The 26,492-nt window shown below is 68.8% G+C and carries 26 protein-coding genes and 2 tRNA genes; 19 read left to right on the top strand and 9 right to left on the bottom strand.

Going from position 1 to position 26,492, the window contains the following annotated elements:
- The first annotated feature begins 22 nt into the window (after positions 1-22).
- Positions 23-268: a hypothetical protein gene (locus V6M37_RS16655; RefSeq protein WP_332675198.1), complete on the top strand. Its 246-nt coding sequence runs from the start codon at positions 23-25 to the stop codon at positions 266-268.
- An 85-nt stretch (positions 269-353) separates the two neighbouring features.
- A complete protein-coding gene (locus V6M37_RS16660; protein WP_332675199.1) occupies positions 354-2,444 on the top strand; it encodes a catalase in 2,091 nt (696 codons plus the stop codon).
- Between the two features lie 46 nt (positions 2,445-2,490).
- Here the strand turns inward: V6M37_RS16660 and V6M37_RS16665 are convergent, their stop codons facing one another.
- From V6M37_RS16665 to V6M37_RS16690, 6 genes are all read right to left on the bottom strand, one after another.
- On the bottom strand, positions 2,491-3,444 hold the full coding sequence (locus V6M37_RS16665) for a glycosyltransferase (RefSeq protein WP_332675200.1): 954 nt from the start codon (positions 3,442-3,444) through the stop codon (positions 2,491-2,493).
- Positions 3,445-3,498: 54 nt separating this feature from the next.
- Positions 3,499-4,647, bottom strand: coding sequence for a glycosyltransferase family 9 protein (locus tag V6M37_RS16670; protein WP_332675202.1), 1,149 nt, complete (start codon positions 4,645-4,647; stop codon positions 3,499-3,501).
- Positions 4,635-5,252 (bottom strand): D-glycero-alpha-D-manno-heptose-1,7-bisphosphate 7-phosphatase, encoded by a 618-nt coding sequence (locus V6M37_RS16675; RefSeq protein ID WP_332675203.1) that lies wholly within the window; start codon positions 5,250-5,252, stop codon positions 4,635-4,637. The genes V6M37_RS16670 and V6M37_RS16675 overlap by 13 nt, the downstream gene beginning before the upstream one ends.
- A complete protein-coding gene (locus tag V6M37_RS16680) occupies positions 5,243-5,983 on the bottom strand; it encodes an SDR family oxidoreductase (RefSeq protein WP_332675205.1) in 741 nt (246 codons plus the stop codon). The genes V6M37_RS16675 and V6M37_RS16680 overlap by 10 nt, the downstream gene beginning before the upstream one ends.
- On the bottom strand, positions 5,980-7,239 hold the full coding sequence (locus V6M37_RS16685) for a glycosyltransferase (RefSeq protein ID WP_332675207.1): 1,260 nt from the start codon (positions 7,237-7,239) through the stop codon (positions 5,980-5,982). Before V6M37_RS16685 ends, V6M37_RS16680 begins: the two co-directional genes overlap by 4 nt.
- Positions 7,240-7,438: 199 nt before the next feature.
- Positions 7,439-7,969: a DUF421 domain-containing protein gene (locus V6M37_RS16690; protein ID WP_332675209.1), complete on the bottom strand. Its 531-nt coding sequence runs from the start codon at positions 7,967-7,969 to the stop codon at positions 7,439-7,441.
- Between the two features lie 226 nt (positions 7,970-8,195).
- On the opposite strand from V6M37_RS16690, the gene V6M37_RS16695 reads away from it, so the two are divergent.
- The 12 genes from V6M37_RS16695 to V6M37_RS16750 all read left to right on the top strand — a co-directional run bounded on the left by V6M37_RS16695 (position 8,196) and on the right by V6M37_RS16750 (position 21,024).
- Entirely contained in the window at positions 8,196-9,629 is a 1,434-nt protein-coding gene (locus tag V6M37_RS16695; RefSeq protein WP_332675211.1) for a sigma-54-dependent transcriptional regulator, read from the top strand.
- 129 nt (positions 9,630-9,758) lie between these two features.
- Entirely contained in the window at positions 9,759-10,115 is a 357-nt protein-coding gene (locus tag V6M37_RS16700) for a hypothetical protein (protein WP_332675213.1), read from the top strand.
- Between the two features lie 130 nt (positions 10,116-10,245).
- Positions 10,246-10,524 carry a hypothetical protein gene (locus V6M37_RS16705; protein ID WP_332675215.1) on the top strand — a complete coding sequence of 93 codons (279 nt, stop codon included), beginning with the start codon at positions 10,246-10,248 and terminating at the stop codon, positions 10,522-10,524.
- Between the two features lie 18 nt (positions 10,525-10,542).
- Complete coding sequence (locus V6M37_RS16710; RefSeq protein WP_332675217.1) at positions 10,543-10,962, top strand: phage holin family protein; 420 nt, start codon at positions 10,543-10,545, stop codon at positions 10,960-10,962.
- Positions 10,959-11,399 carry a hypothetical protein gene (locus V6M37_RS16715; RefSeq protein WP_332675219.1) on the top strand — a complete coding sequence of 147 codons (441 nt, stop codon included), beginning with the start codon at positions 10,959-10,961 and terminating at the stop codon, positions 11,397-11,399. The genes V6M37_RS16710 and V6M37_RS16715 overlap by 4 nt, the downstream gene beginning before the upstream one ends.
- 186 nt (positions 11,400-11,585) lie before the next feature.
- The gene (locus V6M37_RS16720; RefSeq protein ID WP_332675221.1) at positions 11,586-14,546 is read left to right on the top strand and encodes a hybrid sensor histidine kinase/response regulator; all 2,961 of its coding nucleotides are present in this window, start codon (positions 11,586-11,588) and stop codon (positions 14,544-14,546) included.
- A 233-nt stretch (positions 14,547-14,779) separates the two neighbouring features.
- Positions 14,780-16,084 carry a BON domain-containing protein gene (locus tag V6M37_RS16725; protein ID WP_332675222.1) on the top strand — a complete coding sequence of 435 codons (1,305 nt, stop codon included), beginning with the start codon at positions 14,780-14,782 and terminating at the stop codon, positions 16,082-16,084.
- A 72-nt stretch (positions 16,085-16,156) separates the two neighbouring features.
- Positions 16,157-16,606, top strand: coding sequence for a PRC-barrel domain-containing protein (locus V6M37_RS16730; RefSeq protein WP_332675224.1), 450 nt, complete (start codon positions 16,157-16,159; stop codon positions 16,604-16,606).
- 248 nt (positions 16,607-16,854) lie between these two features.
- Positions 16,855-19,551: an ABC transporter transmembrane domain-containing protein gene (locus tag V6M37_RS16735; protein WP_332675397.1), complete on the top strand. Its 2,697-nt coding sequence runs from the start codon at positions 16,855-16,857 to the stop codon at positions 19,549-19,551.
- Positions 19,552-19,623: 72 nt separating this feature from the next.
- On the top strand, positions 19,624-20,154 hold the full coding sequence (locus V6M37_RS16740) for a hypothetical protein (protein WP_332675227.1): 531 nt from the start codon (positions 19,624-19,626) through the stop codon (positions 20,152-20,154).
- Positions 20,155-20,250: 96 nt separating this feature from the next.
- On the top strand, positions 20,251-20,733 hold the full coding sequence (locus V6M37_RS16745; RefSeq protein WP_332675229.1) for an MgtC/SapB family protein: 483 nt from the start codon (positions 20,251-20,253) through the stop codon (positions 20,731-20,733).
- 66 nt (positions 20,734-20,799) lie between these two features.
- Positions 20,800-21,024, top strand: a complete 225-nt coding sequence (locus tag V6M37_RS16750; protein WP_332675230.1) for a hypothetical protein — start codon at positions 20,800-20,802, stop codon at positions 21,022-21,024.
- A gap of 246 nt (positions 21,025-21,270) precedes the next feature.
- Here the strand turns inward: V6M37_RS16750 and serA are convergent, their stop codons facing one another.
- The 3 genes from serA to V6M37_RS16765 all read right to left on the bottom strand — a co-directional run bounded on the left by serA (position 21,271) and on the right by V6M37_RS16765 (position 23,749).
- Positions 21,271-22,497, bottom strand: coding sequence for a phosphoglycerate dehydrogenase (serA, locus tag V6M37_RS16755; protein ID WP_332675232.1), 1,227 nt, complete (start codon positions 22,495-22,497; stop codon positions 21,271-21,273).
- Positions 22,498-22,557: 60 nt separating this feature from the next.
- Positions 22,558-23,067 (bottom strand): CinA family protein, encoded by a 510-nt coding sequence (locus V6M37_RS16760; protein WP_332675234.1) that lies wholly within the window; start codon positions 23,065-23,067, stop codon positions 22,558-22,560.
- Between the two features lie 214 nt (positions 23,068-23,281).
- Positions 23,282-23,749 carry a hypothetical protein gene (locus tag V6M37_RS16765; RefSeq protein WP_332675236.1) on the bottom strand — a complete coding sequence of 156 codons (468 nt, stop codon included), beginning with the start codon at positions 23,747-23,749 and terminating at the stop codon, positions 23,282-23,284.
- 100 nt (positions 23,750-23,849) lie between these two features.
- Here V6M37_RS16765 and V6M37_RS16770 point away from each other — a divergent pair, with 100 nt between their 5' ends.
- The 5 genes from V6M37_RS16770 (at position 23,850) to V6M37_RS16790 (ending at position 26,489) form a co-directional block, all read left to right on the top strand.
- Positions 23,850-25,154 carry an NAD(P)H-binding protein gene (locus tag V6M37_RS16770; RefSeq protein WP_332675238.1) on the top strand — a complete coding sequence of 435 codons (1,305 nt, stop codon included), beginning with the start codon at positions 23,850-23,852 and terminating at the stop codon, positions 25,152-25,154.
- Complete coding sequence (locus V6M37_RS16775; RefSeq protein ID WP_332675239.1) at positions 25,142-25,606, top strand: DUF2269 family protein; 465 nt, start codon at positions 25,142-25,144, stop codon at positions 25,604-25,606. The genes V6M37_RS16770 and V6M37_RS16775 overlap by 13 nt, the downstream gene beginning before the upstream one ends.
- A gap of 117 nt (positions 25,607-25,723) precedes the next feature.
- A complete protein-coding gene (locus V6M37_RS16780) occupies positions 25,724-26,194 on the top strand; it encodes a hemerythrin domain-containing protein (protein WP_332675241.1) in 471 nt (156 codons plus the stop codon).
- A gap of 120 nt (positions 26,195-26,314) precedes the next feature.
- Positions 26,315-26,389: transfer RNA gene (locus tag V6M37_RS16785), tRNA-Val, on the top strand.
- 25 nt (positions 26,390-26,414) lie between these two features.
- Positions 26,415-26,489 (top strand) — tRNA-Val (locus V6M37_RS16790).
- Positions 26,490-26,492 lie beyond the last annotated feature (3 nt).

Raw genomic sequence — 26,492 nt, forward strand, 5'->3', positions numbered from 1 at the left:
CGGCCCTCTTTGGAGAACGTCGATGAAGAATCCGTGGACGAAGAAGAACCCGTTTCTGAGCCTGTGGTTGAGCGCCGCGAACGCCGCGCTCGGTAGCGCGCGGGGTCACGCGGCCGCAGCGGTCAGGCGCGAGGCGGGCAAGGCGATTGCAGCATCGAGCGCTGCGGCGGCGAAGGAGCTTCGCGAGCTCGCGGCCCCGTCCCGCGCAAAACCGCCGGCAGCCAAACGGCCGAAGCGGAAATCGAGGGCGAAGGCGAAAGCGAAATAGCAACGGGCCGGCAGCCGGCGTCGACCACCGGTGGCCGGCGCAGGTTGCGGCGGCGACATACAGCGAAAGCAGAGGAGAACCCGATATGAACGATGCGAAAGATTCCGGGGCGGGCGCAAAGGCTGGCGACGACGCGCAGCTTGGCTCGGGCGGCGAACTGCATCAGCAGGTGACCGGCGGCTCTCCGCTGCTGACGACGAACCAGGGCACGGCCGTCGCGGACGACCAGAATTCGCTGCGCGCGAATCCGCGCGGCCCGACGCTGCTCGAGGACTTCGTGCTGCGCGAAAAGATCATGCACTTCGATCACGAGCGCATCCCGGAGCGCATCGTGCATGCGCGCGGCAGCGCCGCGCACGGCTACTTCGAGCTCAGCGACTCGCTCGCGCAATACACGACCGCGAAGATCCTGACCGAAGTCGGGCAGCGCACGCCGCTGTTCGCGCGCTTCTCGACGGTCGCCGGCGGCGCCGGCTCGGTCGACACGCCGCGCGACGTGCGCGGCTTCGCGGTGAAGTTCTATACGAAGGAAGGCAACTGGGATCTCGTGTCGAACAACATCCCGGTGTTCTTCATCCAGGACGCGATCAAGTTCCCGGACCTCGTCCACGCGGTGAAGATGGAGCCGGACCGCGGTTTCCCGCAGGCGGCGAGCGCGCACGACACGTTCTGGGACTTCATCTCGCTGATGCCCGAGTCGATGCACATGGTGATGTGGCAGATGTCGGACCGCACGATTCCGCGCTCGCTGCGGATGATCGAAGGCTTCGGCGTGCACAGCTTCCGGCTCCTCAACGCGGCGGGCGAATCGACGTTCGTGAAATTCCACTGGCGGCCGAAGCTCGGCCTGCAGTCGACGCTGTGGGACGAGGCGGTGAAGATTGCCGGCGCCGACCCGGACTTCCACCGCCGCGACCTCTTCGAGTCGATCGGCCACGGCGCATTTCCGGAATGGGAGTTCGGCGTGCAGCTCTTCACCGAAGAGGACGCCGAGGACTTCCCGTTCGACCACCTCGATGCGACGAAGCTGATCCCCGAGGAACTCGTGCCGCTGCGGATCGTCGGCCGCATGGTGCTCGACCGCTGGCCGGACAACTTCTTCGCCGAGACCGAGCAGGTCGCGTTCTGCCCGGCGAACGTCGTCCCGGGGATCGACTTCTCGAACGACCCGCTGCTGCAGGGGCGGCTCTTCTCCTACCTCGACACCCAGCTGTCGCGCCTCGGCTCGCCGAACTTCCACCAGATCCCCGTCAACGCGCCGCAGTGCCCGTTCGCGAACTACCAGCGCGACGGCCATATGCAGATGGACCGGCCGAAGGGCCGCGTCGCGTACGAGCCGAACACGCTGGACGCCGACGGCCCGCGCGAATCCGCGCAGGCGGGCTTCCGCTCCGCGGCGACTTCGGAAACCGGCGACAAGGGCCGCATCCGGGCGGAGAGCTTCGGCGACCACTACAGCCAAGCGCGACAGTTCTACCGCAGCCAGAGTGCGCCCGAGCAGACGCACCTCGTCGCGGCGCTCGTGTTCGAGCTGTCGAAAGTCGAGACGCCGCCCATCCGCGAAGCGATCGTCGGCCACCTGCGCAACATCGACGAGTCGCTCGCGTCGCGCGTCGCCGCCGGCCTCGCGATCGACCCGCTGCCCCCGGCGCCGCTGCCGGCGCAGCCGGTGCAGGACTTCGACCCGTCGCCGGCGGTAGCGCTGATCGGCAAGATGAAGGACACGCTCGAAGGCCGCGTCGTCGGCATCCTCGTCGCCGACGGCTCGGACGATGCGTCGGTTACGGCGGTACGCAACGCAGCTACCGCGGCCGGCGCGAGGGTCAAGATCGTCGCGCCGAAAGTCGGCGGCGCGATGCTCCGCGGCGGCGCGAAGCTGCCGGCCGACGGTCAGCTCGACGGCATGCCGTCGGTGATGTTCGACGCGGTCGCCGTGCTGCTGTCCGACGACGGCGCCGCGGAGCTCGCCGGGGACGCGAAGGCGCTCGACTTTGTCCGCGACGCGTTCGCGCACCTGAAGGCGATCGCGGTCGACCAGGGCGGCCGCGCGCTGCTGCAGGCGGCCGGCGTGCAGCCCGACGCCGGCGTCGTCGCGGCCACGGACCTCGGCGGCTTCATCGCGGCCGCGAAGACGCGGCAGTGGGACAGGGAACAGAGGGTGCGCCGGCTGCCGTGACGCCGTGACGGCGGGGCGGGCGCGAGCCCGCCCAATGGTGGGGCCCTCAGGCGGTCGCGTCGCGGAACACGTCGAGCCAGTCGTGCACGAAGCGCTCGATGTTGAAGCGTTCGAGCGCGACCGCACGTGCGCCGTCGCCGAGCCTGCGCGCTTCGTCGGGGTCGTCGATCAGCCTTTGCATGTGCGCGACGAGCCGCGCCGGGTCGGTGTCGAGCCAGCCCGACTCGCCATTCCGGATCACCGTGACGAGTTCCGTCGTCGCGAGGCCGACGACCGGCAGGCCGATCATCATTGCTTCGATCGCCGCGAGCCCGAGGCTCGTCCAGCGGATCGGGTGGAAGTAGAAGCGGTAGCGCGCGATGTAGGCGGGCAGTTCGGTGTTCGCGACTTCGCCGAGACCGCCGCTTTCTTCCGCCGCCATGCCGATGAGGTCGAGCGGCACCTGCGCGCGCGCCGTTTCGAACACGTCCGCGCCGAGCCGCCGCCCGCGCCGCGCGAGGTGATTGACGATCGCGATGCCGCGCGGCAGGCGGCCGTCGTAGCGCACGTCCGGCGGCACGATGACGCCGTGCTCGACGATGCGCACCGGCGTGCGGCCGCTGTCCCACATCAGCGCGTTGAACGGCGTCACGTGGACGAGCAGCATCGACGGGTCGTCGACCGGGTGCGGCGTGTTCGTCGGGTGCACCTGAGGCGGGTCGTGTTCGAGATAGATGCGCGGAAGCTGCTGCTGCGCGCCGGAGAGCAGCCGGAACTGGTCTTCGCGGTAATTACTGCGGCACTGGAACAGGATGCAGTCGAACTGCGTCGAGCGCAGCGCGTCGACCGGCACTTCGACGAGGTTGTCGCCCCACGGCAGCGTGCCGGCGCGGCCGTTGAAGCCGGGCGAGCGCGTTGGGTCCACGGGCAGCAGGAAGGTGTGCGGAACCTGGCTCAGGTAGTAGAGGTAGTTGCCGTGCACGTGCCAGGTCAGGATGCGCAGCTTGCGGGGTGGGGACATCGTTCCTCCCGGTGGTCGGCCCGGTGTTCGTCGGTATCCGTCGGCGGGTTCCGCTCACGCGGCCCGCCACTCGTCGGCGGGAGCCGCCGGCAGCGGCGCGGACGAGCGTTCGGCGCCGAGCGCGAGCAGTTCGTGCGCCGCCGCGGCGACGCGCGCCGGGTCGAGCAGGCGCAGGCAATGGTGATGGCCTTGCGGGCAGACGCTCTTGTAGCAGAAGCGGCACGGCACGTCCTCGTACAGCACCCGGTGCGGCACCTGCCACGGCGCGTGCTGCGGGTTCGTCAGCGCGTAGAGGTCGACGACCGGCGTGCCGAGCGCCGCCGCCAGATGCACCGGGCCGGTGTTGTTCGCGATCAGCAGCGCGGCGGCGTCGAGGACCGCGCCGAGCTCGCCGAGGCCGAGCTGCCCGGCGAGCGACCGCGTCGGGTGGGCGATCAGCGCGCGGATGCGCTCGACCGCCGGCGCTTCGGACGCGTCACCGGTGAAGACGAGTTGCAGGTCGCCGAGGTCCGGACGGATGTCGTGCACGTGCCCGATCGCCGCGGCGAAGAGGTCCTCCGGGTAGCGACGCGACGGCGCGCTCGCGCCGGGATGGACGACGACGAAGCGCCGCTCGGGGTCGATGCCGGCGGCGCGCAACAGGCGGTGCGCGGAGACGACGTCCCGCGGCGGGACGCGGAACGACAGCCGCGCGTCGACGGTCGTCGCGCCGACCGCGGCGACGAGGTCGAGCTGCCGGCGCGCCTCGTGGCGCAACACTTCGTGCGGCTCGGGGTCGGGCAGCCAGTCGCTCAGCAGGTGGTACGGGTTCTCGCGGCAGTGCGCGAGCCGCAGCGGAACGCCGGCGAGCCAGCACAGCAACGCGGCGGGCAGCGCGCTCTGGCTATAGACCGTGAAGATCACCGCGGCGTCGAAGCGGCCGGCGCGCAGGCGCTCGACGGTTGCGAGCATCGCGTCCGGCGCGGGCTCGGCCCCGGGCAACCAAGGGCTGTCCGCGACGACGAGATCGTCGATCTCGGGGACGTACGGTGCGGCGGCCGCGCCCGACCCGGACGCGAGCAGCGTGATGTGACGACCCGGCGCCGACACGCGCAGCGCGCGCAGCGCCGGCGTCGTCATCAGCACGTCGCCGAGGTTGTCGAGGCGCACCGCGAGGATGCGCCGGGCCGCCCGCCAGCGCGCGGCGTCGATCACGCTGTCCATGCGGACCAGCCCTGCGCGGGGGAGGAAGGGGCCGCGACCGGGTCCGGCTCGGCGAGGATCGCGTCGACGGCTTCGGTGAGGCTCTTCACGACGCGGTCGGGCTCGCGCAGCGGACCGGCGCGCCATTCGGTTTCCGAGCCGACGTCGAGCAGCACGGTGCGGCAGTCCGCGCGCCGGCCGGCTTCGACGTCGTCAAGGATGTCGCCGATCAGCCACGAGCGGCGCAAGTCGAGCCGATGCTCGTGCGCGGCGCGCAGCAGCAGGCCGGGCTCCGGCTTGCGGCAGTCGCACGCGAGCGCGTAGCGCGGGTCGCGGCCCTCGGGGTGGTGCGGGCAATGGTAGACCGCGTCGAGCACGACGCCGAACGCCGACAGGTCGAGCGCGATCTTCGCCCACACCGCCTCGAGCGCGTCGTGCTCGAAGAGCTCCAGCGCGACGCCGGGCTGGTTCGTGATCAGGATCAGGTGGAAGCCGTGCTGCTGCAGCCGCGCGAGCGCGTCGCCGGCGTCGTCGCGCAGCCGGATCCGCGCCGGGTCGACGTTGTACGGCACGTCGTGGATCAGGGTGCCGTCCTTGTCGATGAAAACGGCCGCGTTCAGGGCCAAGAAGTCTCTCCCATCGGCAGCACGGTGATTTCCGGCACGACCGTGCCTTCGGGCAGCGACAGCACGTTGACCACCGCGGCGGCGACCGACTCGGGCGGCTGCAGCGTCGAGACGTCGATATCGGGGAAGCGGTCGAGCAGGAACGGCGTGCGCATCCCGCCGGCGACGACCGCAGTGACCTTGATGCCGTGCGGCCGCAGTTCGGCGTGCAGCGCGTGCGAGAAGCCGAGCAGCCCCCACTTGCTCGCGTGATAGACGGAGGCGTTCGGCCACGCGCGCTTCGCGGCGGTCGAGGTGATGTTGATGATGTGGCCGCCGCCGAGCAGCTTCATCTGGCCGACGACGTGCTTCGAGAACAGGAACGGGCCGCGCAGGTTGACAGCGAGGACGTGGTCCCATTGCTCTACCTCGAGCTCGTCGATCGGCAGCGTGTAATCGACGCCGGCGTTGTTGATCAGGATGTCGAGCGCGCCGAAGCGTTCCCGGGCGCACTGCAGGCACGCGAGCACCTGCTCGTCGTCGGTGACGTCGACCGTGCAGTGGATCGTCTGATAGCCCTTCTTGTTGAGCTCGAACGAGGTCTGTTCGCTGCTGTCCGCGCGCACATCGCAGACGACGACGTGCGCGCCGGCGGTGCACAGGGCTTCGCACAGCGCCTTGCCGAGGCCGCGGCCACCGCCGGTGACCAGCGCCGTCTTGTTCTGAAGCGGGGAGGAGTTGTTCGGAGTCATAAGCGCGCCATCCTTTCGTCGAAGCGGATTTCGGGCTGGGGTTGAAGGCTGTGATAGACGGACTCGAGCGACGCGGCGACGTGCTGCCACGTGAAGGCGCTGCACACACGGCGGATCCCGGCGCGGCCGAACATCCGCGCCCGCGCCGGGTTCACCCGCACGCGCGCGAGACGGTCGGCGAGCGCCGACGGGTCGTGCGGCGGCACGAGATAGCCCGTGACGCCGTCGACGACGGTGTGCTTGATGCCGCCGACCGACGCGCCGATGACCGGGCAGCCGCAGGCCATCGCTTCGAGCGGTGTGATGCCGAACGGCTCGTACCACGGCGTCGTCACGAACACGTCCGCGGCGCAGTAGAAGTCGCGCAGCGCGGTCCGCGGGCGCCGGCCGGTGAAGATCACGCGATCGGCGACGCCTTCGGCTTCCGCGATGGCCTGTAGCCGGCCGATCTCCGGCGTCAGCGCGGGATCGGGGTTGTCCGACTCGCCGCCGACGACGAGGAGCTTCGCGGTGATGCCGTCCTCGCGCTCGAGTGCCGCGACGCCGCGGATCACGTTGTCGATGCCCTTGCGCGGCACGAGCCGGCCGAGCTGCAGCACGACGAATTCGTCGTCGCCGATGCCGAACTCCTTGCGCAGGTGCCGGCTGCCGGGGCCGAGTTCCGTGGTCTCAACGCCGCAAGGCACGACGTCCACGTCGTCGAGCCGCGCGTCGTACAGGTTCACGAGGTCGTCGCGGTCCTGCGGGCATTCCGCGACGATCCGGTCCGCCGACGCGACGAGCATCTCCTCGATATCCACGCGCGACGCCGGGAATCCGTCGGCGCTGCCCTGGTGAAGCCGGCGCACTTTCCCGAGCGCATGGAAGGTGATGACGAACGGCGAGCCGTACTCGTCGCGCATCCGCTGCGCGGCGATCCCCGACATGAAGAAGTTCGCGTGGATCACGTCGTAGGGCCGCGCCCGGGCGCAGCAGGTGACCATGTTGTCGCTGAATTCCTCCATGTGCGGCAGCAGCGATTCCTTCGGGATGAAGCAGGCCGGCCCGGCGGGAACCGGAATCACCCTGACGTTGCGGCCGAAATAGACGACCGGCGGCAGTTCCGGGCTGTCGCGCCGCGTGAAGACGTCGACCGTGTGCCCCGCCTGCGCGAGCTCGCGCGCGACGTAGGCCACGTAGACGTTCTGCCCGCCGCTGTCGATGCTGCCGAGGGTGGCGAGAGGGGAAGCGTGTTCGCTGATCAGTGCGATTTTCATGTCGGCGCCGCCTATGGTTTTGTCGGGTCGCTGGAGTCGGTGCGACCGAATCGATGCGTCGGGCTTCGGCAAGCCCTGTGCCCGCACGGAATACTGTCGTCAGTCGCGATCGCCAGCGATGGCGGGGGATGCGGCGTGTAAGTTCGGAGCGGTCGGGGAAAAACTTACTGCGGGAGATCGCCGGGTGCGTCCGGGACGGCTAGAGCGGCCGGTGGTTCTTCGGCGGTTTGCCGTTTTCCGGGCCCCCTTCGCGCTTGACGACGCTGATCGTGCCGTCGCTTTCCATCGTCGCGGAGTGGACGTCCTCGAGTTTGTCGATGCCGTTTTCGCGCAGCTTCGCCCACAGTTCGTCTTCGGTGATGAATTCGCGCCGCAGGTTGCGATGCAGGATTTTGCCGTCGCACACGAGCCGCAGCACCGGGGGCTGCAGGATCTTGCGAATTCGCGGAAAGCGGAACGAGAGATAGTCGAACAGCACGTTCCAGCCGAGGATCGTCGAGACGAGGATCAGCCCATCGGTGACCGACTTGTGTTCGCCGGCCATCGCGTTCTGCGACGCGTCCGCGATGATCACGAGGAGCAGGATGTCTGCGACGCCGACTGCGCCAATGTCGCGCTGCAACACGGTGCGGAACACGAAAATCAGGAACAGGTAGACGACGGTGCCGCGGATGACGAGTTCGACCGGCGACACGGTGAGGCCGAAGACTTCCTGCCAGGAAATATCCATTTCCGATCCTCCAGCAGACCGGTGAGCCGTGCGGCCGAGGGGGGCGCCGGACTCCACTGCATGCCGCTGCACAGCAAGCGGGCGTCCTGCGGGCAGTTATCCCGGATGTGTGAAAAAGTCCCACGTCGTCGGCGGGAAGTGACTGAAAAAATTACAATTCCCGGTAAAGGTGGGCGGCGAAAGGCGACTAGTATCAACGGGTGGGCTACTCGCGCGGGAGAGAAAATTGCCGAACGTATTGCTTGTCGACGACGATCCCGAAACCGGCGCGTGGCTCTCCGAATTCGTCAAGGCGGAGGGGTTTACGATCGCGGTCGCCGACTCGTTGCGCAGCGCGCGCATCCAGCTGACGCGCTCGATGCCCGACGTCGTGCTGACCGACCTGATGCTGCCCGACGGGCTCGGCATGGAGCTGATGGAGGAAATCGGCACCGGCGGCTCGACCGAGGTCGTCGTCATCACCGGCCACGCGAGCGTCGAAAGCGCGATCGACGCGCTGCGCGGCGGCGCGACGGACTATCTCGTGAAGCCGGTCGACATCGAGCGGCTGCGCGGCGTGCTGCAGCGGATCCCGAAGGTCGAGCACTTCCGCGAGGAGATCGGCGAATTGCGCAACGAGCTGCGCAAGCTCGGGCGCTTCGGCCACATCCTCGGCAGTTCGCCACCGATGCACCGGCTCTACGACCAGCTCTCGCGCGTCGCGCCGACGTCGGCGTCGGTGCTGCTGATCGGCGAGAGCGGCAGCGGCAAGGAAGTCGTCGCGCAGACCATCCACGACCTGTCACGGCGCAAGCGCCAACCCTTCCTGCCGCTGAACTGCGGCGCGGTATCGCCGCAACTCGTCGAGAGCGAACTCTTCGGTCACGAGAAGGGCAGCTTCACCGGCGCGGACCGCCAGCACCACGGCTTCTTCGAGCGCGCGAACCGCGGCACGCTGTTTCTCGACGAAGTCACCGAAATGCGCCCGGACCTGCAGGTCAAGCTGCTGCGCGTGCTCGAAACCGGGTCCTTCATGCGCGTCGGCACGAACGAGCCGATCGCCACCGACGTGCGCCTGATCGCGGCGACGAACCGCTCGCCGGAGAAGGCGGTCGCCGAAGGCAAGCTGCGCGAGGACCTCTATCACCGCCTCAACGTCTTCCCGATCCATCTGCCGCCGCTGCGCGAACGCGGCACCGACATCGAGCTGCTCGCGGAACATTTCCTCGCCGAACTGAACGAACAGGAGCACACGAACAAACGCTTTTCGTCCGATGCGATCGCGGCGCTGTATGCACACAACTGGCCGGGCAACGTCCGCGAGCTGAAGAACTACGTGCACCGCGCGTACATCCTCGCCGACGAGGTCATCGAGCCCGAGATCGCGGCCGAGAGCTTTGTGCAGAAATCGCACAGCTCGGTGCTGACGATCCGGGTCGGCACGACGCTCGAAGAGGTGAACCGGCGCGTGATGGAGGCGACGCTGCTCGAATGCGGCAACGTCAAACGCAAGGCCGCCGAAATGCTCGGGATCAGCCTGAAAACGCTCTACAACCGCCTCGCGGTGTACCAGGCGGAAAAGGGCGAGATCCCGGCCGGGGACGAGACCGAGGGCGACGAAGCGGACGAGAGCGCGCAGGACGAGCGGGAGCGCTACCCCGATCGCAGCCCGGCGGAATGAGCGCGCCGTGGCGGCGCGCCGCGTGTAAGTCCTGCACGCAGGCGTAAGTCTTACTGGGCTTTCGAGGGCGTTCGTCCGGTCCGCCGGCGCAGGGACAACGCGTCGGCTTTCGCGAGGAGGATCGATCCGATGAGCAAGCAGGACAAGACCGGCGAGCCCGGGAAAAAATGGCCCGACCCGGTGTTCGATGCCGAGGACACGAATATCCGCAAGCCCCCCAAAGAAGGCGCGCTGCCGCTGCCTCACGAGCGGGACGAAGCGCCGCAGAAGGACGAGCCGGGCGTACACGAGCACCGCGAGCACCGCGAAATCATCGAGCAGGCGTCGCGCGACATCGGACGCGGGCTGCGCGACACCGACCAGCATGGCATCCCGTCCGACGTTCCGGGGCCGGGAGCCGACCCGGAGCGGTCCCCCGGCGCCGACGTGCCGCCGGAGGGTGTGGACGTCGCGCATCCGCCGCGGCAAAAGCGCCACGGGAAATGACCCGCACGCCCGCAGCGCGTGCCGTCCGTGCGGCGGACGACGTGTGGGTACGCCGTTTGCTGCACCGGCTGCCGCAACAAGGTCCGGGCGGGCAAGGACCCGCCCGGACCGATAACAAGGAGGAACGGAAATGCAGACGACGACACCGGGATCCAACGTAACGGGGAGCGCCGACACGGGTGCGGCGAAGATCGAGCAGCTGTCGAGCAGCGCGCAGGATGCGATCGGCCGCGCGGCGCACGCAGCGTCGAGCGGATTGCGCCACGCCGGCGAGCGCAGCCAGGAATGGATGCATCAGCAGGAAGAACTGCTGGAAGGGGCGCGCGAGTGCGTGCGCCGGCACCCGGTGGCGTCGGTGATGATCGCCGTCGGTGTGGGGATGCTGTTCAGCCGCTTCACGCACCACTGACGGCCCGCCCGCACCGCGATGGCGGCCACGACGAACGAGGGAATCGGCACCGACCGCTCCCTCTCCGGCCTGCTGCACCGCTCCCGGCGCCTGGCGTCGGCTTTCGCATCGCTCGTTGTGCTCGATGCGCGGCAGACGGTCCGCGAACTGCTGCAGGCGATGTGCGCCGCGATCGCGGCGATCGTCCTGCTCGTGACCGCGTGGCTCGCGCTCGTTGTCGCGATCGCCGGCTGGCTGATCGCCGACGGCGTGCCGTGGACCGTCGTGCTCGCGCTCGCGGCGCTGGCGAATGTCGTCGTCGCTGCGATCGCCGGATGGTGGCTGTGGAAGCGCGTGAAGAAGCTGCCCTTCGCCGCGACGCTGCGGCAGTTGCGCGGCGAACCGCCGCCGTCGGCGACGCCGGTCGTCGGTGACGCGGGCGCGAGGACCGGGCCATGAGGATCATCTCCAGATCGCTGGAAGAAGCGGAAATCCTGGTCGCGCAGGAGCGCGCCGGGGTGGGGCGCGATTTCGCGCTTTGGCGCGACGCGACGAAGAACCGGGTCGTCGCGCAGGCCACTTCGCTGCGGGGGATCGGCATCGCCGCGGCCGTCGTCGGGCTTCTCGCAACGGTGCTCGTGAAGAGGCGGCCGCGCCGCTTCGCGCGGAACGACGAGCCTGCGATCAAGCCGGAAACGAAACGCAAGGGGATCGCTGCGATCCTCGGGGGCCTGGCGATGACGGGCCTGCGGATGCGCTACGGCAACCCGTGGAAGGCGGTGCCGGTGTTCCTGACCTGGGGGCGCGATCAGTACGCGCGCCGTTACGCGAACCGGCCGGTGCGCACCCGCGACGCTCGTGCTGTGCCGCCGATGAGGATGGATCGCCGGGGGTAGATCGCGCGCCCTTCGACAATGGGGAATGGTTCGGCGGAGCGAGAGTCCTATCTCCGATCAGTGCGCGGAGCCGGAGCGCGGCGGGCGTCGAGCCGCGCGCCGAGCGCCCGGCCTTCGCGCAGTGCGTCTCCGATCGCCGCGCGGAAGCCGGCGGGTGTCTTTCTCTCCTACGACTGATCGAACCGCATGGACACTGGCGTTTCCTTGCCGTCGCCGACCTCGCTCCCCGAGGGAGCATGGTCGACGCGACTCGCGAACACCGCGAAGTATGCGAGCTGGTTCGTCGCGGCGCTCGCGCTGACGGCGTTCATCGGGTGGACGACGGGCGTCCCCATGCTCACGTCCCTCGGCCCGAATCTTCCGCCGATGACCTTCAGCAGCATCCTGAAGCTGCTGCTGATCGCGTTCGCGTTGCGGCGCCTCGAAGGCGCCGACGACCGCCGCAACCAGTATGCGATCTTCGTCCTCGCGTTTGCGATCGCGACGATTTCGGTGCTGACGCTGCTCTTGCAGCTCGAGACATGGTCCGGCGTCGACAGCCACGTTTTCGAGCGGATCCCGGTGTTCGACCCGGCACCGAACCCGGTCGGCACCGCAGCGTCCTACACCCTCGTCGCGCTGGCTTTGGCGCTTGCCGCCGTCGATGACCTCCGCGTTCGACGGTTCGCACGGCTTGTCGCGATCGCCGCGGGCAGCGTCGCGCTCGTCGCGATCGTCGGGCTGACCTTCCGCTTCGTCCGGCTCAGCGTCGCGATCCCCGCGGTCGGCATCGCGCTGCCGGTCGCCCTCGGGATGCTCGCGGCGAGCGTGAGCCTGATCGTCAGCCGGCCTTCGCCGCGCCTGCTGCGACTGCTCGAACACGATTCGCCGGGCGCGGTGATCTTCCGCCGGCTGCTGCCGCTCGTGGTGGCGGTCCCGCTGCTGGCCGGGTGGGTGCAGGCGCTGGGCCTGCGCCTGGGCTGGTTCGCCGTCGGCGAGAGCGAAGGGGTGATCGCGGTCGGGATGATCGTCGGCTGCGCCGCGCTGATCCTGTGGACCGCCGGCAAGCTCGACGAAATGAACGTCGACCGCTCGATGGCCGAGCTGCGCGCGAACACGCAGCAGCAATGGCTCGAAGTGACCCTCGCCAACATCGGCGACGCCGTCATCGCGGTGGATGAAGAAGTCCGCGTCGGCTTCCTGAACCCGGCGGCCGCGCAGCTTCTCGGCGTCGACGTCGCCGACGCGATCGGCCGCAATCTCCGGGATCTCGTGCAACTCGTCGACGAGCGCACGCGCGAGGCGATCGAGTCGCCGTTCCGCAAGGCGTTCCACGAACTGCGGCCGGTGACGCTCGATGGCGAACCGGCGGTGCGGCTCGCCGACGGCAGCCTGTGCGGGATCGAGGCGAGCGCGACGCCGATCCGCGCCGCGAGCGGGCGGTTGTCCGGCGGCGTGCTCGTGCTGCGCGACGTCAGTGCGCGTCGCGCGCGTGCGCATGCGGAGCGCCAGGCGTTCCAGGCGCTCGACCGGCGGGTCGGCGAGCGCACGCGCGCGCTCGAACGCACGATGACGGTCCTGCGCGAGAGCACGACGCTGCTGCGCACGATTGCCGCGAGCACGCCGGAACTCATCATTGCGAAGAGCCGCGAAGGCCGGATCATGATGGTCAATCCCGCGGCGGTGCAGGCGATGGGCCTGAGCCGCGCGCAAGTGCTCGGGCAAAAGGAGCAGGAACTCTTCGAGGACACGGAGGAGTTGCGCCGCATCCTCGAAAACGACCGGCGCGTGATCGAGACGCGGCGGCCGATCGCGGTCGAGGAAACCCGCAGGACGAAAGCCGGCGTGCGCACCTATCTGGTCACGAAATCCCCGCTGCGGGATTCGCAGGGGCAGGTGTTCGGGCTGGTCGGCGTCGCGAAGGACATCACCGACCGCAAGCGCGCTCAGCGCGAACTCGAGAACCTGCTGGTCGCCGAACACCGCCTGCGGGGCGAGGCCGAGCGGGCGAACCGCGCGAAGGACGAGTTCCTCGCAATCGTGTCGCACGAGCTGCGTTCCCCGCTGAACGCACTGAAAGGCTGGAGCCAGGTGCTGTTGTCGGTCGGCAGTCCGGACCCGACGCTCGTCGGGCGCGCGGCCGAAGCGATCAAGCGCAACATCGACCACCAGACGCGGCTCATCGACGATCTCCTCGACACCTCGCGCATCATCAGCGGCAAGCTCGACCTCGACAACCGGCCGGTGGATCTCGTCGAGATCGTGCGCGCGGCGATCGAACTGCTGCGCGACGGCGCCGCGGCGAAGGGCGTCGAGCTGGAATTCGCGGCCGAATGCCCATCGGCCGTCGTCAATGGCGACAGCGACCGGCTGCAGCAGATCGTCATCAACCTGGTGTCGAACGCGATCAAGTTCACGCTCGAAGGCGGGAAGACCGCGATCCGGCTCGCCCGCGCCGGCGACTCGGTCGTGCTGTCGGTCAGCGACAACGGTGTCGGCATCGACGCGGATTTCCTGCCGCACGTGTTCGACCGCTTCAGCCAGGCGGACACCTCGGTCACGCGCCGCTACCTCGGCTTGGGCATCGGGCTCGCGCTGGTGCGCAATCTCGTCGAGTTGCATGGCGGCACGGTACGCGCGGAGAGCGCGGGCAGTGGCGCGGGGTCGGTGTTCACCGTCGAGTTCCCGTTCGTGCAGGCGGAAGTCGAACGCCGGCGGGGCGGCGAGAGGGCGGCGGTTGCGCGCGACCTCGACGGCGTCCACGCGCTGCTCGTCGACGACGACCCCGACGCGCGCGAAGTGATGCGCCTCATCCTGGCGCAGGCCGGCGCGAGTGTGCGCGCGTTCGATTCGGGCGAAGAAGTGGCGTCGGCGTTGCGTATGCTCCGCGAAGTCGACGATATGCCGGACGTGCTGCTGCTCGACATCGCGATGCCGACCGAGAGCGGTTTCGACGTGCTGAAGCGACTTCGCAGCGACCCCGCGCTGCCGTTCGTCCCGGCGCTCGCGGTGACCGCGCTCGCGCATCTGGACCGCGGCAAATTCGCCGTCGAAGGCTTCCAGGGCTGCGTCGGCAAGCCGGTCGACGCGCACCTTCTCGTCGAGACGATCAGGACGATTCTCGAGGCCGCCGAGAAGCGCAGCGCCGCCGCCGCCCCCTGCGCGTGACGGACCTCCGCGCCGGCCTCACCGCTTGTCCCGCCGAAAAGAACTACACGGAACTGTAAGTTTTTCACGTCCCCGCGCGCGCTCGTCCGCCTCGCCGCGCCGTCGGCTGCGGGCCGGTTGCGGCCCGTTCGCGGCACGGCGCTTGCCTCTGTCAGGGAGAAGAGGGGGCGGCGCGCGATGATCGGCGGCTCGCCCTCCGGACAACGCTTCAGCGATCAGGAGGAGTCGACGCAATGAAATCACGTCACCCACAACCCTCCCAGTTCCACGGGGAGCGGGACCCGAACCGGACTGAAAGCATGCGCGGCGGTTACGGGTCCGAGTACGGACGCCAGCGCGGCGGATACCCCGAGCACGAGGAAGAGCAGTACGCGCAGCAGCAGCGCCGGTCCGGCGGCTTCCAGGACTACGAAGGACGCTCGCAGCCGGGCGGTTTCGTCGGCCCGTCCGACTACGGGCGCCAAAGCCAGGAAGACTACGGCGGCGAGGAAGGTTTCCGCGGCAGTGCGCGCGGCCAGGAAGGGCAGCGCTACGGCGGCGGCCCACGCGGTGAGGATCAGGGCTATGGCCGCGGTTCGCACGGCGGCGGTAACTGGGGTCGCGAAGAGCAGGGCGCGCGGCCGGTCGGCGGCGGCCGGGGCTGGACTTCGCCCGAAGAATACGACGAGCCGCGGTTCGGCTACCAGGGCGGGTTGCGGCGCGGCTTCGGCCGTGACGACTTCGGCTCCGAGAACCAATGGACGTCGAATGACGCGTCGCGCTCGACTTACGGCGGTCGCACCTCGAACAGCGCGGCCTCGCAGCTGCGCGGCGGGATGAGCCGCGACTACGGCGGCGAGCGGGAAGAGGCGGGCGAGCGGGGCGGCGGCACCCCCGGCTACGGTGGCGACACCGGCGGCGACATGGGCGGCGGCTACGGCAGCGGCGAGATGGGCGGGCGCTTCGGCAGCAGCGACATGAGTCGCGGTTTCGGCGGCAGCCCGACCGCCGGCGGCTACAGCGGCGGACAGTCGAGCGGCGGCTACGGCGGCGGTCAGCTCGGCGGCGGCTACGCGGGCCAGGATCTCGACCGCAATCGCCAGGGACCGCGCGGCTATCAGCGCTCCGACGAGCGGATCCGCGAGTTCATCTGCGAGCGCCTCGCCCAGCATCACCACCTCGACGTGCACGACGTCAGCGTCGAAGTGCGGGAGGGCCGCGTGATGCTCGACGGCACCGTTCCCGAGCGCCGGATGAAGTACCAGATCGAAGACGCCGCGGACAACACCTGGGGCGTCAAGGACGTCGAAAACCGCATCCGCGTCGTCTCGCCGTCCGGGCGCCCCGGTTCCGGGCAGGAAGACCTCAGCTCCGGCCAGCTCAGTTCCGGCGGCACAACCGGCGGCGGCAGCACCGGGTTGAGCGGCACGACGGGCTCGACGACCGCGGAAGCGGCCGGCGGTCCCGGGTCGAGCAGTCAGGCGCACGTCGGCACGCAAACGGGCATGACGTCGCCGAAAACTCGCGAGAAGTCCCATCAGGGCAGGGACAAGGAGTGAGCACCCGCCCCTTCGGCTACCCGCCGGAGGGGCTCCACCCCGAGACGTTTCCCAACAAGGAGGAACCTACTCATGGCAAGCCAATACTCAACCGGCACGACCCCTGCGACCGGCGGTTCCGCTGGCATCGTCGGCGCGGAAAACGATGTGCGCAACGGGCCCGGCCCCGAAGTCATGGCCGCGAGCACGCTCGAAGGCAACGACGTGATCAACAACCAGGGCGAGGATCTCGGCAAGGTCAAGGAGATCATGCTCGACGTGATGGGCGGTCGCATCGCCTACGCGGTGCTGTCCTCGGGCGGCTTCCTCGGCATGGGCGACAAGCTGTTCGCGATTCCGTGGGGCGCGCTGATCCTCGACACCGATCGCAAGTGCTTCATCCTCGACGTCGACAAGGACCGGCTGCAGGGTGCGCCGGGCTTCGACAAGGACCACTGGCCGAGCATGGCCGACACGACGTGGGCGAACGAAGTCCACGCGTACTACGGCCAGCGCGGCTACTGGCAGGACCGCGTGCTGTAACGCGGCCCCCGAGGCCGGCGCGGGAGTTCCCTGCGCCGGCCTCAGCTTTTTTCCGTACCGGATTTTCATCCCGGCATGCTTTTCCGGGCGAACCGCACGGTCCCGGGAAGGTGGTCCGCTCTCCCCGAGCCCGATAGACCTTCCTGTCCATGCGAGCCCGTTCGCCCTCGTCGACCTCTTCACCCTCGTCACCCTCCTCGCCGCCTTCGACTCTCGGATTCGTCGCGCGGCTGCTGACGTCGTCGGTGATGCGCTACCCGAAGCGCACCGCGGCGGCGCTTGCGCTGGTCATCCTCGCGAAGCTCGCCGCCGTGTCGGTGCCGATGTCGCTGAAAGCGATCGTCGACGCGCTCGGCCCGACCGCCCAGGTCGCGGTGCTGCCGGTTTTCCTCCTCCTCGGCTACGCGGTGCTGCGCTTTCTGTCCGGCGCGTTCAGCGAGATCCGCGACGTGATCTTCGTGCGCGTCACGCAGACGACGGTGTCCGGTTTCCTGCTCGACGTTTTCGGCCATCTCCACCGGCTGACGTCGCGCTTCCACGCGCGCCGGCGCATGGGCGGGGTCACGCGCGACGTCGAGCGCGGCACGGCCGGCATCGGTTTCCTGCTCGGCGTCGGGCTGTTCACGATCCTGCCGACGGTCGTCGAGATTGTCGCGGTCATCGTGATCCTGACGATCAGTTACAGCGACTGGTTCACCGGCGTCATCATCGCGACGTTCGTCGTCTACTCGACCTTCACGGTCGCCTTCACCGAGCGCCGCGCGATCTACCAGCGCGCGCTGAACGAACTGGACTCGAACGCGAACGGCCGCCTCGTCGACAGCCTGATGAACCACGAGACGGTCAAGTACTACACGAACGAACGCTACGAGCACGGCCGCTTCAGCAGCATCCTCACCGACTGGGTCGAGGTCGGCGTGCAGAACCAGAAGGCGCTGTCGACATTGCATGTCGGCCAGAGCGGCATCATCGCGATCGGCGTGGCCAGCGTGATGCTACTCGCGGCGCAGAACGTCGTGCAGGGCACGATGTCGGTCGGCGACCTCGTGCTCGTCAACGCGTACGTGATCCAGATCTGCCTGCCGCTGAACTCGCTCGGCTTCGTCTTCAGGCAGGCGCGCGACGCAGTCGTCAACGCCGAGAAGATGCTGCGGCTGCTCGAAGAGAAACCGGAAATCGACGAAGCGCCGGCGGCGACCGAACTCGTCGTCGATCGCGGGGAGGTGAGCTTCGAGCACGTGGAGTTCGGTTACGAGGCGAGCCGGCAGATCCTGTACGACGTGAGCTTCACGATCCCGCCCGGCGGCGCCGTCGCCGTCGTCGGCGGCAGCGGGTCGGGAAAGTCGACGCTCGCGCGGCTGCTGTTCCGGTTCTACGACGTCGGCGCGGGGCGCATCACGATCGACGGCGTCGACATCCGCAAGGTGTCGCAGCGCAGCCTGCGCGCGGCGCTCGGCATCGTCCCGCAGGACACGATCCTCTTCAACGACACGATCGCGTACAACATCGCATACGGCCGTCCCGGCGCTAGCCTGTCGGACGTCATCGAAGCGGCGAAGGCGGCGCATGTGCACGAGTTCATTTCCGGCCTGCCCGGGCAGTACGAGACGCAGGTCGGCGAGCGCGGCGTGATGCTGTCGGGCGGCGAGAAGCAGCGCATCGCGATCGCCCGCGCGATCCTGAAGAACCCGCCGATCCTGGTGTTCGACGAAGCGACGTCGGCACTCGACACGCGCTCCGAGCGCGCGATCCAGGACGAACTCGACCGCCTCGCGCGCACGCGCACGTCGCTGATCATCGCGCACCGGCTGTCCACGGTCGTCGACGCCGACGAAATCCTCGTGCTCGAACACGGTCGCGTCGTCGAGCGCGGCAGGCACGAAGACCTGCAGAAGCAGGACGGCCTCTACGCGCAGCTATGGCGGCTGCAGCGCCAGCAGCAGGAAGTCGAGCACGCCGAACGCGGTCTCGCGATGCAGCCGATCAACCTCATCGCGCTGCTCGCGGGCATCGTCGACGGCCTCAAATCGACGCTCGACGCGCGCGGCGTCGGTTTCTACAGCACGATCATGACCGACTCGGCGCGCATCACCGGCGACCCCGGCGCACTGCAGCAGGCGATGTGGGCGCTCGCCGAACACGCGATCTGGTCGAGCGCGCGGGGCGGCCGGGTCGAATGGCGCATCGAACGCATCGCCGGCCGGCTGAGGGTGAGTGTCATCCACCAGGGCCCGGAGATCGGCGCGCCGCGGGCCGGGCCCGTCCGTGGGGCGCCCCCGCCGACGCTCGAGTTCAAGGACATCCGCGCGATCGTCGAGCAGCAGGGGGCGACGCTCGAAGTCCGCACCGATTCGAACGGGATGGTGCGGGCGGTCGTCGAATTCGCGGTGCCGGCCCTGGGCGAGGCCGCCGCGCCGGCGCTCGAACACACGCCCCCGCCGAAGACCGATCTCGCGCTGCCGACGCCGTCGATCGCGGGCGCGTGCGTGCTCGTCGTCGACGACAGCACCGACGCGCGCGAGCAAATCGAGTCGGTGCTGCACCGGCACGAGGCACTGTCGCGTGCGTATCCGTCGGGCGCCGCGGCGCTCGACTGGCTGCTGGGGCTGCCGCGCGCGGACTGGCCGGACGTCATGGTGTGCGACGTCGCGCTGCCGGACGAGGACGGCTACCAGATCATCCAGCGGCTGCGCCGCGTCGAGGCGGAGCGGGAATTCGACCTCGGCGACCGCCTGCCCGCGATCGCGCTGAGCACGCGCGGCGGCGGCGACGAACGCATGCGTGCGCTGCTCGCCGGCTTCCAGGTGCACCTGACGAAGCCCGTCGATCCGGAGGAACTCGTCCTTGTCATCGCGAGCCTCGTCCGCCACCGCGCCGGTCCGCCACCGCAGGACGGCAAACCTTCCGGTGATCCGCCGGCCGCGCCGCCGGACGATGCCGGATAGGCCTCGAGCGCGCGCCGCGCGACCCCGCCGGCCTGCGCGGACCCACCCGCATCACCACCAGGAGGACAGCTCATGACCCTCGACCGACTGCAGGCGCCCATGGCGCAAAGCGGCAGCCACTACGTCACTGCGGAAACCGCCCGCCGCGCGATCGCGCTCGTTTCGCCGATGATCGAGCACGCGATGCAGGACCGCAGCATCGTCGGCAGCGGCTTTCTTTACATCGTCATCATGGATCCCGCGCTGCTGCCCGGCGTCGCCGCGTTCGACGAGGCGGTCCTGCACGAGCAAGCGTTCGGCGACCGCAGCCGCTGGGACGCGGACTACGCGGCGTTCGCGCGCGCGAAGGCAAAGCTCAGCTGGACGACCGGGAAGGACGGACGCACGCTGCAGCACGCGCTGCCGCACCTCCTGCGCACCGGCGACAGCCTGCTGGCCGGCGGCGTCTGCATCGACGGCATCGTCGTCGCGGCGAGCGGCGCGTTTCCGTGCTATGACGAAGTATTTGCAGGCGCGGTTGCGCTCTCGCTGCGGGCACTGGCGCGCGACGCGCGGGAGGCCGAGCAGTCCACGCTCGCGCTCGAACCGCGCACGCGGACGTAGCCGCCAGGCTCCGGCTCCGTGCCTGCGTGGCATGTCGATTGCTCTTTCGCGGACCGGGACAACCGGAGAGGAATTCGCGGGCGACAGGAGGTGGGCTTGAATCCGATCGTTGCCGAGCTGGTCACGGGATTCGGCTCCCCCGACGAACTCGCCCGCCCGCTGGTGCGGCTGATGCTCGCGCTCATATGCGGCGCGGTCATTGGCCTGCAGCGCGAACGCGCCGGAAAGTCGGCCGGTTTGCGCACGCACATCCTCGTCGCGACCGGCTCGACGCTCTTCATCGTCGGCGCGGTCGAAACCGCGATGCACGACGACGCCGTGTCCCGCGTCGTCCAGGGGCTGATCACCGGCATCGGCTTTCTCGGGGCCGGCGCGATCCTCAAGCGCGAGAAGGAACAGGACATCCGCGGCCTGACGACCGCTGCGGGGATCTGGATCACCGCGGCGATCGGCGTCAGCGTCGGACTCGGCCGCTTCGGCGTCGCCGTCGTCGCGACCGCCTGCACTTGGGCGGTACTTTCAGTCTTGAGGCAACTTGAGCGCTGGACGGAGATCAATGATTCAGGCGACGAGCCGTGACGCACGGCGAGGCGCGGCAGCGCAGCCGTCGATTGCGGAGCGCTTATTCGAAAAAGGAGGCAGGGCATGGTTAACAAGACGCAGGACATCGACCCTTCGGTCCCGAAGAAGAAGGAATCGCACGTCGAAGACCTGATCGACGAATCGGTGGACGAAAGCTTCCCCGCCAGCGACCCGCCGGCGATCACCCCGAAAAGGGAGCCGGTGGACCTCCACCCCTGCGACAACCCCCCGGGCACCGGGGCAGGGCGCCCGGACCGCGACCGGAAGGACTTGCCGGACAAGACGTAGCGGAGCAGGCGGGCGCGTCAGCCGCTTTAACAGCGCGGCCGCTGGCACGCCAGGCGGCCGTCGCGCCCGAGGAGTTCCCGTAGGTCGGCGTGAGCGTAGCGAAGGCCGGCGCCACACAGCGGATCGCGACGCGGCGCTTCGAGCGCTGAACTCGAAGGGTGTCGGTCGGCGCGAGCGCAGCGAAGGCCGATGCGAACCACCGTCGCGCCGGCCGGAACGGGCACTCGAAAGCTCCGCCGCCCGCCCTCAGCAAAGCACGCGGCAGCGGATCGTCCCGTCGATCGCGCCCAGTTCGTCCACCGCGACGCGGCTCGCCTGCGCGTCCACGTCGATGACGACATAGCCGATGTCCTTCGTCGTCTGCAGGTACTCGGCCGCGATGTTGATCCCTGCGGCCGAGAAGCGCTCGTTGATCTTCGCGAGCATCCCCGGGACGTTGTGGTGGATGTGCATGATTCGGCACTGGCCGGCGTGCTCCGGCAGCGACACTTCGGGAAAGTTTACCGCCGAAACGGTCGATCCGTTGTTGCCGTAGCGGATGAGCTTCGCGGCGACTTCGCGGCCGATGTTCTCCTGCGCTTCCGCGGTCGAACCGCCGATATGCGGGGTGAGCAGCACGTTCTCGAAACGGGTCAGCGGCGACGTGAACACGTCGTCGTTGCTCTTCGGCTCGACCGGGAACACGTCGATCGCCGCGCCGAGGACACGCTTGGACTCGAGTGCCTCGGCGAGCGAGTCGATGTCGACGACGTTGCCGCGCGACGCGTTGATCAGGAAGCTGCCCGGTTTCATCATCGCGATGCGCCGCGCGCCGAAGAGATTCGCCGTCTGCGGTGTCGCCGGCACGTGCAGGCTCACGACGTCGGAGACCGCCAGCAACTCGTCGAGCGTCGCGAACGGACGCGCATTGCCGAGCGCGAGTTTCGCCTCGATGTCCTGGAACACGACGTGCATGCCGAGCTGTTCCGCCAGCACGCCGACCTGCGTGCCAATATGGCCGTAGCCGACGATGCCGAGCGTCTTGCCACGGATCTCCCACGAGTTCGCGGCACTCTTCATCCAGCCGCCGCGATGCTGCAGCGCGTTCTTCTCCGGGATCCCGCGCATCAGCATGATGATCTCGGCGATTACCAGCTCGGCGACGCTGCGCGTGTTCGAGAATGGTGCGTTGAAGACCGGTATGCCCCGTTTTGCGGCGAAGTCGAGGTCGATCTGGTTCGTGCCGATGCAGAACGCGCCGATGCCGATGAGCTTCGGCGCGCGCTCGAGGATTTCCCGCGTCAGGCGCGTGCGCGAGCGGATGCCGACGAACTCGGCCTCGGCGATCGCGTCGGCCAACGCGTCGCCGACGAGCGCCCCCGTCTGCGTCGCAACGGGCCAGCCGGCGTCGCCGAACGCGTCGATCGCCGTCTGGTGGATGCCTTCGAGCAGCACTGTGCGGAATTGCGAGCGGTGCATCTGTGAAATCGTCATCTCGTGGTTCTCCGGTCGTGCCCGGCGCGAGCGTGCCGGGCGGAACTCCTCGCCGGTTTCTCAGGTTTCGCCGCCGCCGTTGTGCAGGAGCCCGAAATAATGCGGAATCCGGCGCAGCGCGTATTCCGCGGCGGCGTTGCGGATCGCGTTGCGGCTGCCCGCGAAGCGCCGCGTCGTCGTGAATATCTTCGTCTTTCCGTCGGGCACCGCGTGGCGGAAGATCCACGCGAAGCACTGCGTGCCGGCCGGAATATCGTTGTCGACCGCGTCGGTGATGCCGGTGTTCGCGATCGCGAGGTTCGCATGGCTGCGCGCGAGCGCCCCTTCCGCCATCTCCCGCGCGACTTCCTCGCTCGTCAGGTTGAAGCGGTTGATCGTTTCCTTGCGTACGTCGAGGCAGTGCTCTTTTGCGTCGCGCGAGTACACGACGAACGCGGAGTCGAGCAGCGAGCCCGCGCCGGGTATGTCAGCGAGCCGCGCGGCGATCAGGCCGGCGGTGCAGGATTCGGCGGTCACGAGCATCAGCTCGTGCTTCTTCATGAACGATGCAATTTCTCCAATGGATCCCATGATTGCGTTTCCTCGTCGCGGCCGGGGATGCCGGCCTCTCCTTGCAGGGAATGAACGCTCCCGCTCGACGGCGTAGCAGCAATTGCCATGCCGGTCGATTTGCAGCGGTTCGTCGCGTCGGGCGGCGCTCGCAAAGCTCTCGCCGCCGCGGGGAGGAGGCCGGCGGAACGCGCGGGATGTTCGAAGCCGGATGCGAAGGTCGGCGGACGGGTGCTCATCGGCGTGTCGCCTTCAACACTGCGGGCAGCGCGAGGCCGGCGCCGAAGGCGAGATACACCCAGGCGAGGGACCGGTTGCTGAGCCGGCGCTCGAAGCCGGGCGTCAGTCGTTCCGGCGTCATGCGCAAGTCCACGAAGCAGGCGATTGCCGCGACGGCCGCGCCGGCGCCGACGTGCTGCGCGACACGGACGGGGCGCAGCCACGCGACGCCTTCTTCGTAGAACAGCGCCCAGAACACCGACGCCGCGTGGTGGATCGCGTAGCCCGGGAGCGTATATCGCAGGGAGCCGTCCGCCTGGCGCAGCGCGCGCCGGGCCCAGATCCAGTGGCTGACCGCGTTGACCGGCGCAAAGGCGCTGCGACAGTCGCGGACGCCGCAGACGGTCAGCGCCGCGAGCGACAACGTGCTCGCGGTGGTGCCGGAGAGGGCCGCGCGGCGGAGCGTCTGTAACCAGTGCGTCATCCGGAACTCCATTCGGAACGGCTTGCCCGCGCCGCGATGCGCGCATTCGAAATCGGTGTACGTAAGAAGCGGCGGCCGGTCGAAAAGTTTGGGATAGGCCATGAAGATTTTGATCACTGGCGCGACCGGCTTCCTCGGCGGCCACATCGCCGACCGGCTGGCCGCCGACGGGCACCGGTTGACCTGCGCGGTACGCAATCCCGATTCCGCCCGCGAGCGCCGCCCGGCGTTCGACTATGCGGCGATCGACTTCAACCGTGCGACCGAGCCCGAACGCTGGCTGCCGCTGCTCGCCGGCATCGATGTCGTCATCAACGCGGTCGGCATCCTGAGGGAAGCGCCCGGACAGAGTTTCGACGTCCTGCATACGCGCGCGCCATCGGCGCTGTTTTCGGCGTGCGCGACGGCCGGAGTGCGGCACGTGATCCAGATTTCCGCGCTCGGCGCCGACGAGGCGGCGCAAAGCCGCTATCACCTCAGCAAGCGCACGGCGGACGACCACCTCAGGAGCCTGCCGGTGCGTTCGACGATCGTGCAGCCGTCGCTGGTGTTCGGCCTGGACGGCGCGAGCGCGCGGATGTTCGGCACGATGGCGTCGCTACCGCTGATTCCGCTGCCCGGGCGCGGCGACCAGTGCGTGCAGCCGGTGCATGTCGATGACGTCGCCGACGCGGTCGCCCGTCTCGTCGGCGCGACCGACACGCTTGCCGAATCGGGTGTGCGCCTCGCCGTGGTCGGCCCGCACGCGCTGACCTTGCGATCGTTTCTGGCGTCGCTGCGGACGGCGATCGGGATTCGCCGCGCGCCGCGCTTCCTGCCGGTTCCCGACAGCCTGACGACACTCGGCGCGACACTCGCCGGACATCTGCCGGGTGCGTTCCTCGACACCGAAACGCTGCAGATGCTCCGGCGCGGCAACACCGCCGACGCGCGCGCAATGCGCGACGTGCTCGGCCGCGATCCGCGGCCCGTCGCCGACTTCGTTCCGCCCGCGCTCGCCGAGCCGCTCCGCCTGCGGGCGCAGCTCGGGTGGCTGCTGCCGGTACTGCGCCTGAGCATCGCATTCGTCTGGATCCTGACCGCGATCGTGTCGCTCGGCGTCTATCCGGTCGAAGCGAGCTACGCGCTGCTCGCCGAGGCCGGCGTTCCCGCGGCGCTGCGTCCTGCTGCCCTCTATGGCGCGGCCGTGCTCGATCTCGTGCTCGGCGCGCTGACGCTGTTCTCGTATCGCCGGGGCTTGGTGTGGCAGGCGCAGGTCGCGCTGATCGTCGGCTACATGCTGATCATCACGTTGAAGCTGCCCGAATTCTGGCTGCATCCGTACGGGCCGATTTCCAAGAACGTGCCCATGCTCGCCGTGATCTGGCTGCTGTACGAACTGGAGTCGCGCAGATGGAATACGTGATCGTGAAATGGCTGCATGTCCTGACGTCGACGATCCTGTTCGGGACGGGGATCGGCAGCGCGTTCTACCTTCTCACGTCGACCCTCGGGCGCGACCCGGTCGTTGTCGCCGCGGTCGCGCGCAACGTCGTCATCGCCGATTGGCTCTTCACATCCACGACCGTGGTGCTGCAGCCGCTCACCGGCTTCTGGTTGATCCATCTCGGCGGCCTGTCGCTGTCGAGCTTCTGGCTGAAGTGGTCGATCGCGCTGTATGTCGTCGCGATCGCCTGCTGGCTGCCCGTCGTCCATCTCCAGATCCGCCTGCGCGACGTCGCGGACGAAGCGGCCCGCAACGGCCATCCTCTGCCGCCGCGCTACTGGCGGCTGTTCCGCATGTGGTTTGCGCTCGGCATACCGGCATTTCTTGCATTCGTCGGTATCTTTTACCTCATGGTGACGAAGCTCCAATGACGTCATCGTGCGCCGGGCATGGCTGCCGCCGCGGGCACTGCCCTTGCTAAAACCGACCCGTCGCTTCACCGGCCGTTACCGCGGCCGCCCGATTACTCAACTTCGATGGAGTCGCAGATGAACAAGTCAAGTTTGCCCACCGGACAGAAGGAGGCGCTCGGCGCGCTGCTCGAGGACCACCGCAAGGTCGACAAGCTCTTCAAGGATTTCGAGAAGGCGAAGTCGTCGGAAGAGAAGCAGCGGATCGCGATCACCGTCTGCAACGAACTCGCGGTGCACGCGGCGCTCGAGGAGGAACTGTTCTATCCGGCGGTGCGCGAGATCTCGCCGGAGAAGTTCGGCAAGCTCCTCGATGAAGCCACGGTCGAGCACGCGAGCGCGAAAGACCTGATCGCGCAGATCGCGGAGATGGCGCCCGAGGACGAGCTTTTCGACGCCAAGGTCATCGTGCTCGGCGAGTACGTCCGGCATCACGTGAAAGAGGAAGAGGAGGAACTGTTTCCGAAGATCATCGACGAAAAATGCGACCTGCGGCCCGTCGCGAAGCAGATGGAAGAGCGGCGGCCCGAGCTGTCGAAGGCCGCATGAGGGCCGACCCGGGGCGCGCGCGGCGACTGCCCGATCGCCCCGCATCGAACCAGGGCAGTAATGTTTGCCGCCTTGACGAGCGAATCGACCTCCTTCTACAATTCGGCCTCTTCGCCCGGGGGGCGGTTAGCTCAGCGGTAGAGCACTGCCTTCACACGGCAGGGGTCACTGGTTCGATCCCAGTACCGCCCACCAGTCAGCGTCGAAGATATCAGCCCCAGGGCGGTTAGCTCAGCGGTAGAGCACTGCCTTCACACGGCAGGGGTCACTGGTTCGATCCCAGTACCGCCCACCAGGT

The organism is Aromatoleum sp., assembly GCF_036675785.1.
Taxonomy (GTDB): domain Bacteria; phylum Pseudomonadota; class Gammaproteobacteria; order Burkholderiales; family Rhodocyclaceae; genus Aromatoleum.

Bases quoted from the DNA above. Each gene is read 5' to 3' on its own strand.
- V6M37_RS16655 (WP_332675198.1), top strand. From the start codon at position 23: ATGAAGAATCCGTGGACGAAGAAGAACCCGTTTCTGAGCCTGTGGTTG.
- V6M37_RS16660 (WP_332675199.1), top strand. From the start codon at position 354: ATGAACGATGCGAAAGATTCCGGGGCGGGCGCAAAGGCTGGCGACGAC.
- V6M37_RS16665 (WP_332675200.1), bottom strand. From the start codon at position 3,444: ATGTCCCCACCCCGCAAGCTGCGCATCCTGACCTGGCACGTGCACGGC.
- V6M37_RS16670 (WP_332675202.1), bottom strand. From the start codon at position 4,647: ATGGACAGCGTGATCGACGCCGCGCGCTGGCGGGCGGCCCGGCGCATC.
- V6M37_RS16680 (WP_332675205.1), bottom strand. From the start codon at position 5,983: ATGACTCCGAACAACTCCTCCCCGCTTCAGAACAAGACGGCGCTGGTC.
- V6M37_RS16685 (WP_332675207.1), bottom strand. From the start codon at position 7,239: ATGAAAATCGCACTGATCAGCGAACACGCTTCCCCTCTCGCCACCCTC.
- V6M37_RS16690 (WP_332675209.1), bottom strand. From the start codon at position 7,969: ATGGATATTTCCTGGCAGGAAGTCTTCGGCCTCACCGTGTCGCCGGTC.
- V6M37_RS16700 (WP_332675213.1), top strand. From the start codon at position 9,759: ATGAGCAAGCAGGACAAGACCGGCGAGCCCGGGAAAAAATGGCCCGAC.
- V6M37_RS16705 (WP_332675215.1), top strand. From the start codon at position 10,246: ATGCAGACGACGACACCGGGATCCAACGTAACGGGGAGCGCCGACACG.
- V6M37_RS16710 (WP_332675217.1), top strand. From the start codon at position 10,543: ATGGCGGCCACGACGAACGAGGGAATCGGCACCGACCGCTCCCTCTCC.
- V6M37_RS16715 (WP_332675219.1), top strand. From the start codon at position 10,959: ATGAGGATCATCTCCAGATCGCTGGAAGAAGCGGAAATCCTGGTCGCG.
- V6M37_RS16720 (WP_332675221.1), top strand. From the start codon at position 11,586: ATGGACACTGGCGTTTCCTTGCCGTCGCCGACCTCGCTCCCCGAGGGA.
- V6M37_RS16725 (WP_332675222.1), top strand. From the start codon at position 14,780: ATGAAATCACGTCACCCACAACCCTCCCAGTTCCACGGGGAGCGGGAC.
- V6M37_RS16730 (WP_332675224.1), top strand. From the start codon at position 16,157: ATGGCAAGCCAATACTCAACCGGCACGACCCCTGCGACCGGCGGTTCC.
- V6M37_RS16735 (WP_332675397.1), top strand. From the start codon at position 16,855: ATGCGCTACCCGAAGCGCACCGCGGCGGCGCTTGCGCTGGTCATCCTC.
- V6M37_RS16740 (WP_332675227.1), top strand. From the start codon at position 19,624: ATGACCCTCGACCGACTGCAGGCGCCCATGGCGCAAAGCGGCAGCCAC.
- V6M37_RS16750 (WP_332675230.1), top strand. From the start codon at position 20,800: ATGGTTAACAAGACGCAGGACATCGACCCTTCGGTCCCGAAGAAGAAG.
- serA (WP_332675232.1), bottom strand. From the start codon at position 22,497: ATGACGATTTCACAGATGCACCGCTCGCAATTCCGCACAGTGCTGCTC.
- V6M37_RS16760 (WP_332675234.1), bottom strand. From the start codon at position 23,067: ATGGGATCCATTGGAGAAATTGCATCGTTCATGAAGAAGCACGAGCTG.
- V6M37_RS16765 (WP_332675236.1), bottom strand. From the start codon at position 23,749: ATGACGCACTGGTTACAGACGCTCCGCCGCGCGGCCCTCTCCGGCACC.
- V6M37_RS16770 (WP_332675238.1), top strand. From the start codon at position 23,850: ATGAAGATTTTGATCACTGGCGCGACCGGCTTCCTCGGCGGCCACATC.
- V6M37_RS16775 (WP_332675239.1), top strand. From the start codon at position 25,142: ATGGAATACGTGATCGTGAAATGGCTGCATGTCCTGACGTCGACGATC.
- V6M37_RS16780 (WP_332675241.1), top strand. From the start codon at position 25,724: ATGAACAAGTCAAGTTTGCCCACCGGACAGAAGGAGGCGCTCGGCGCG.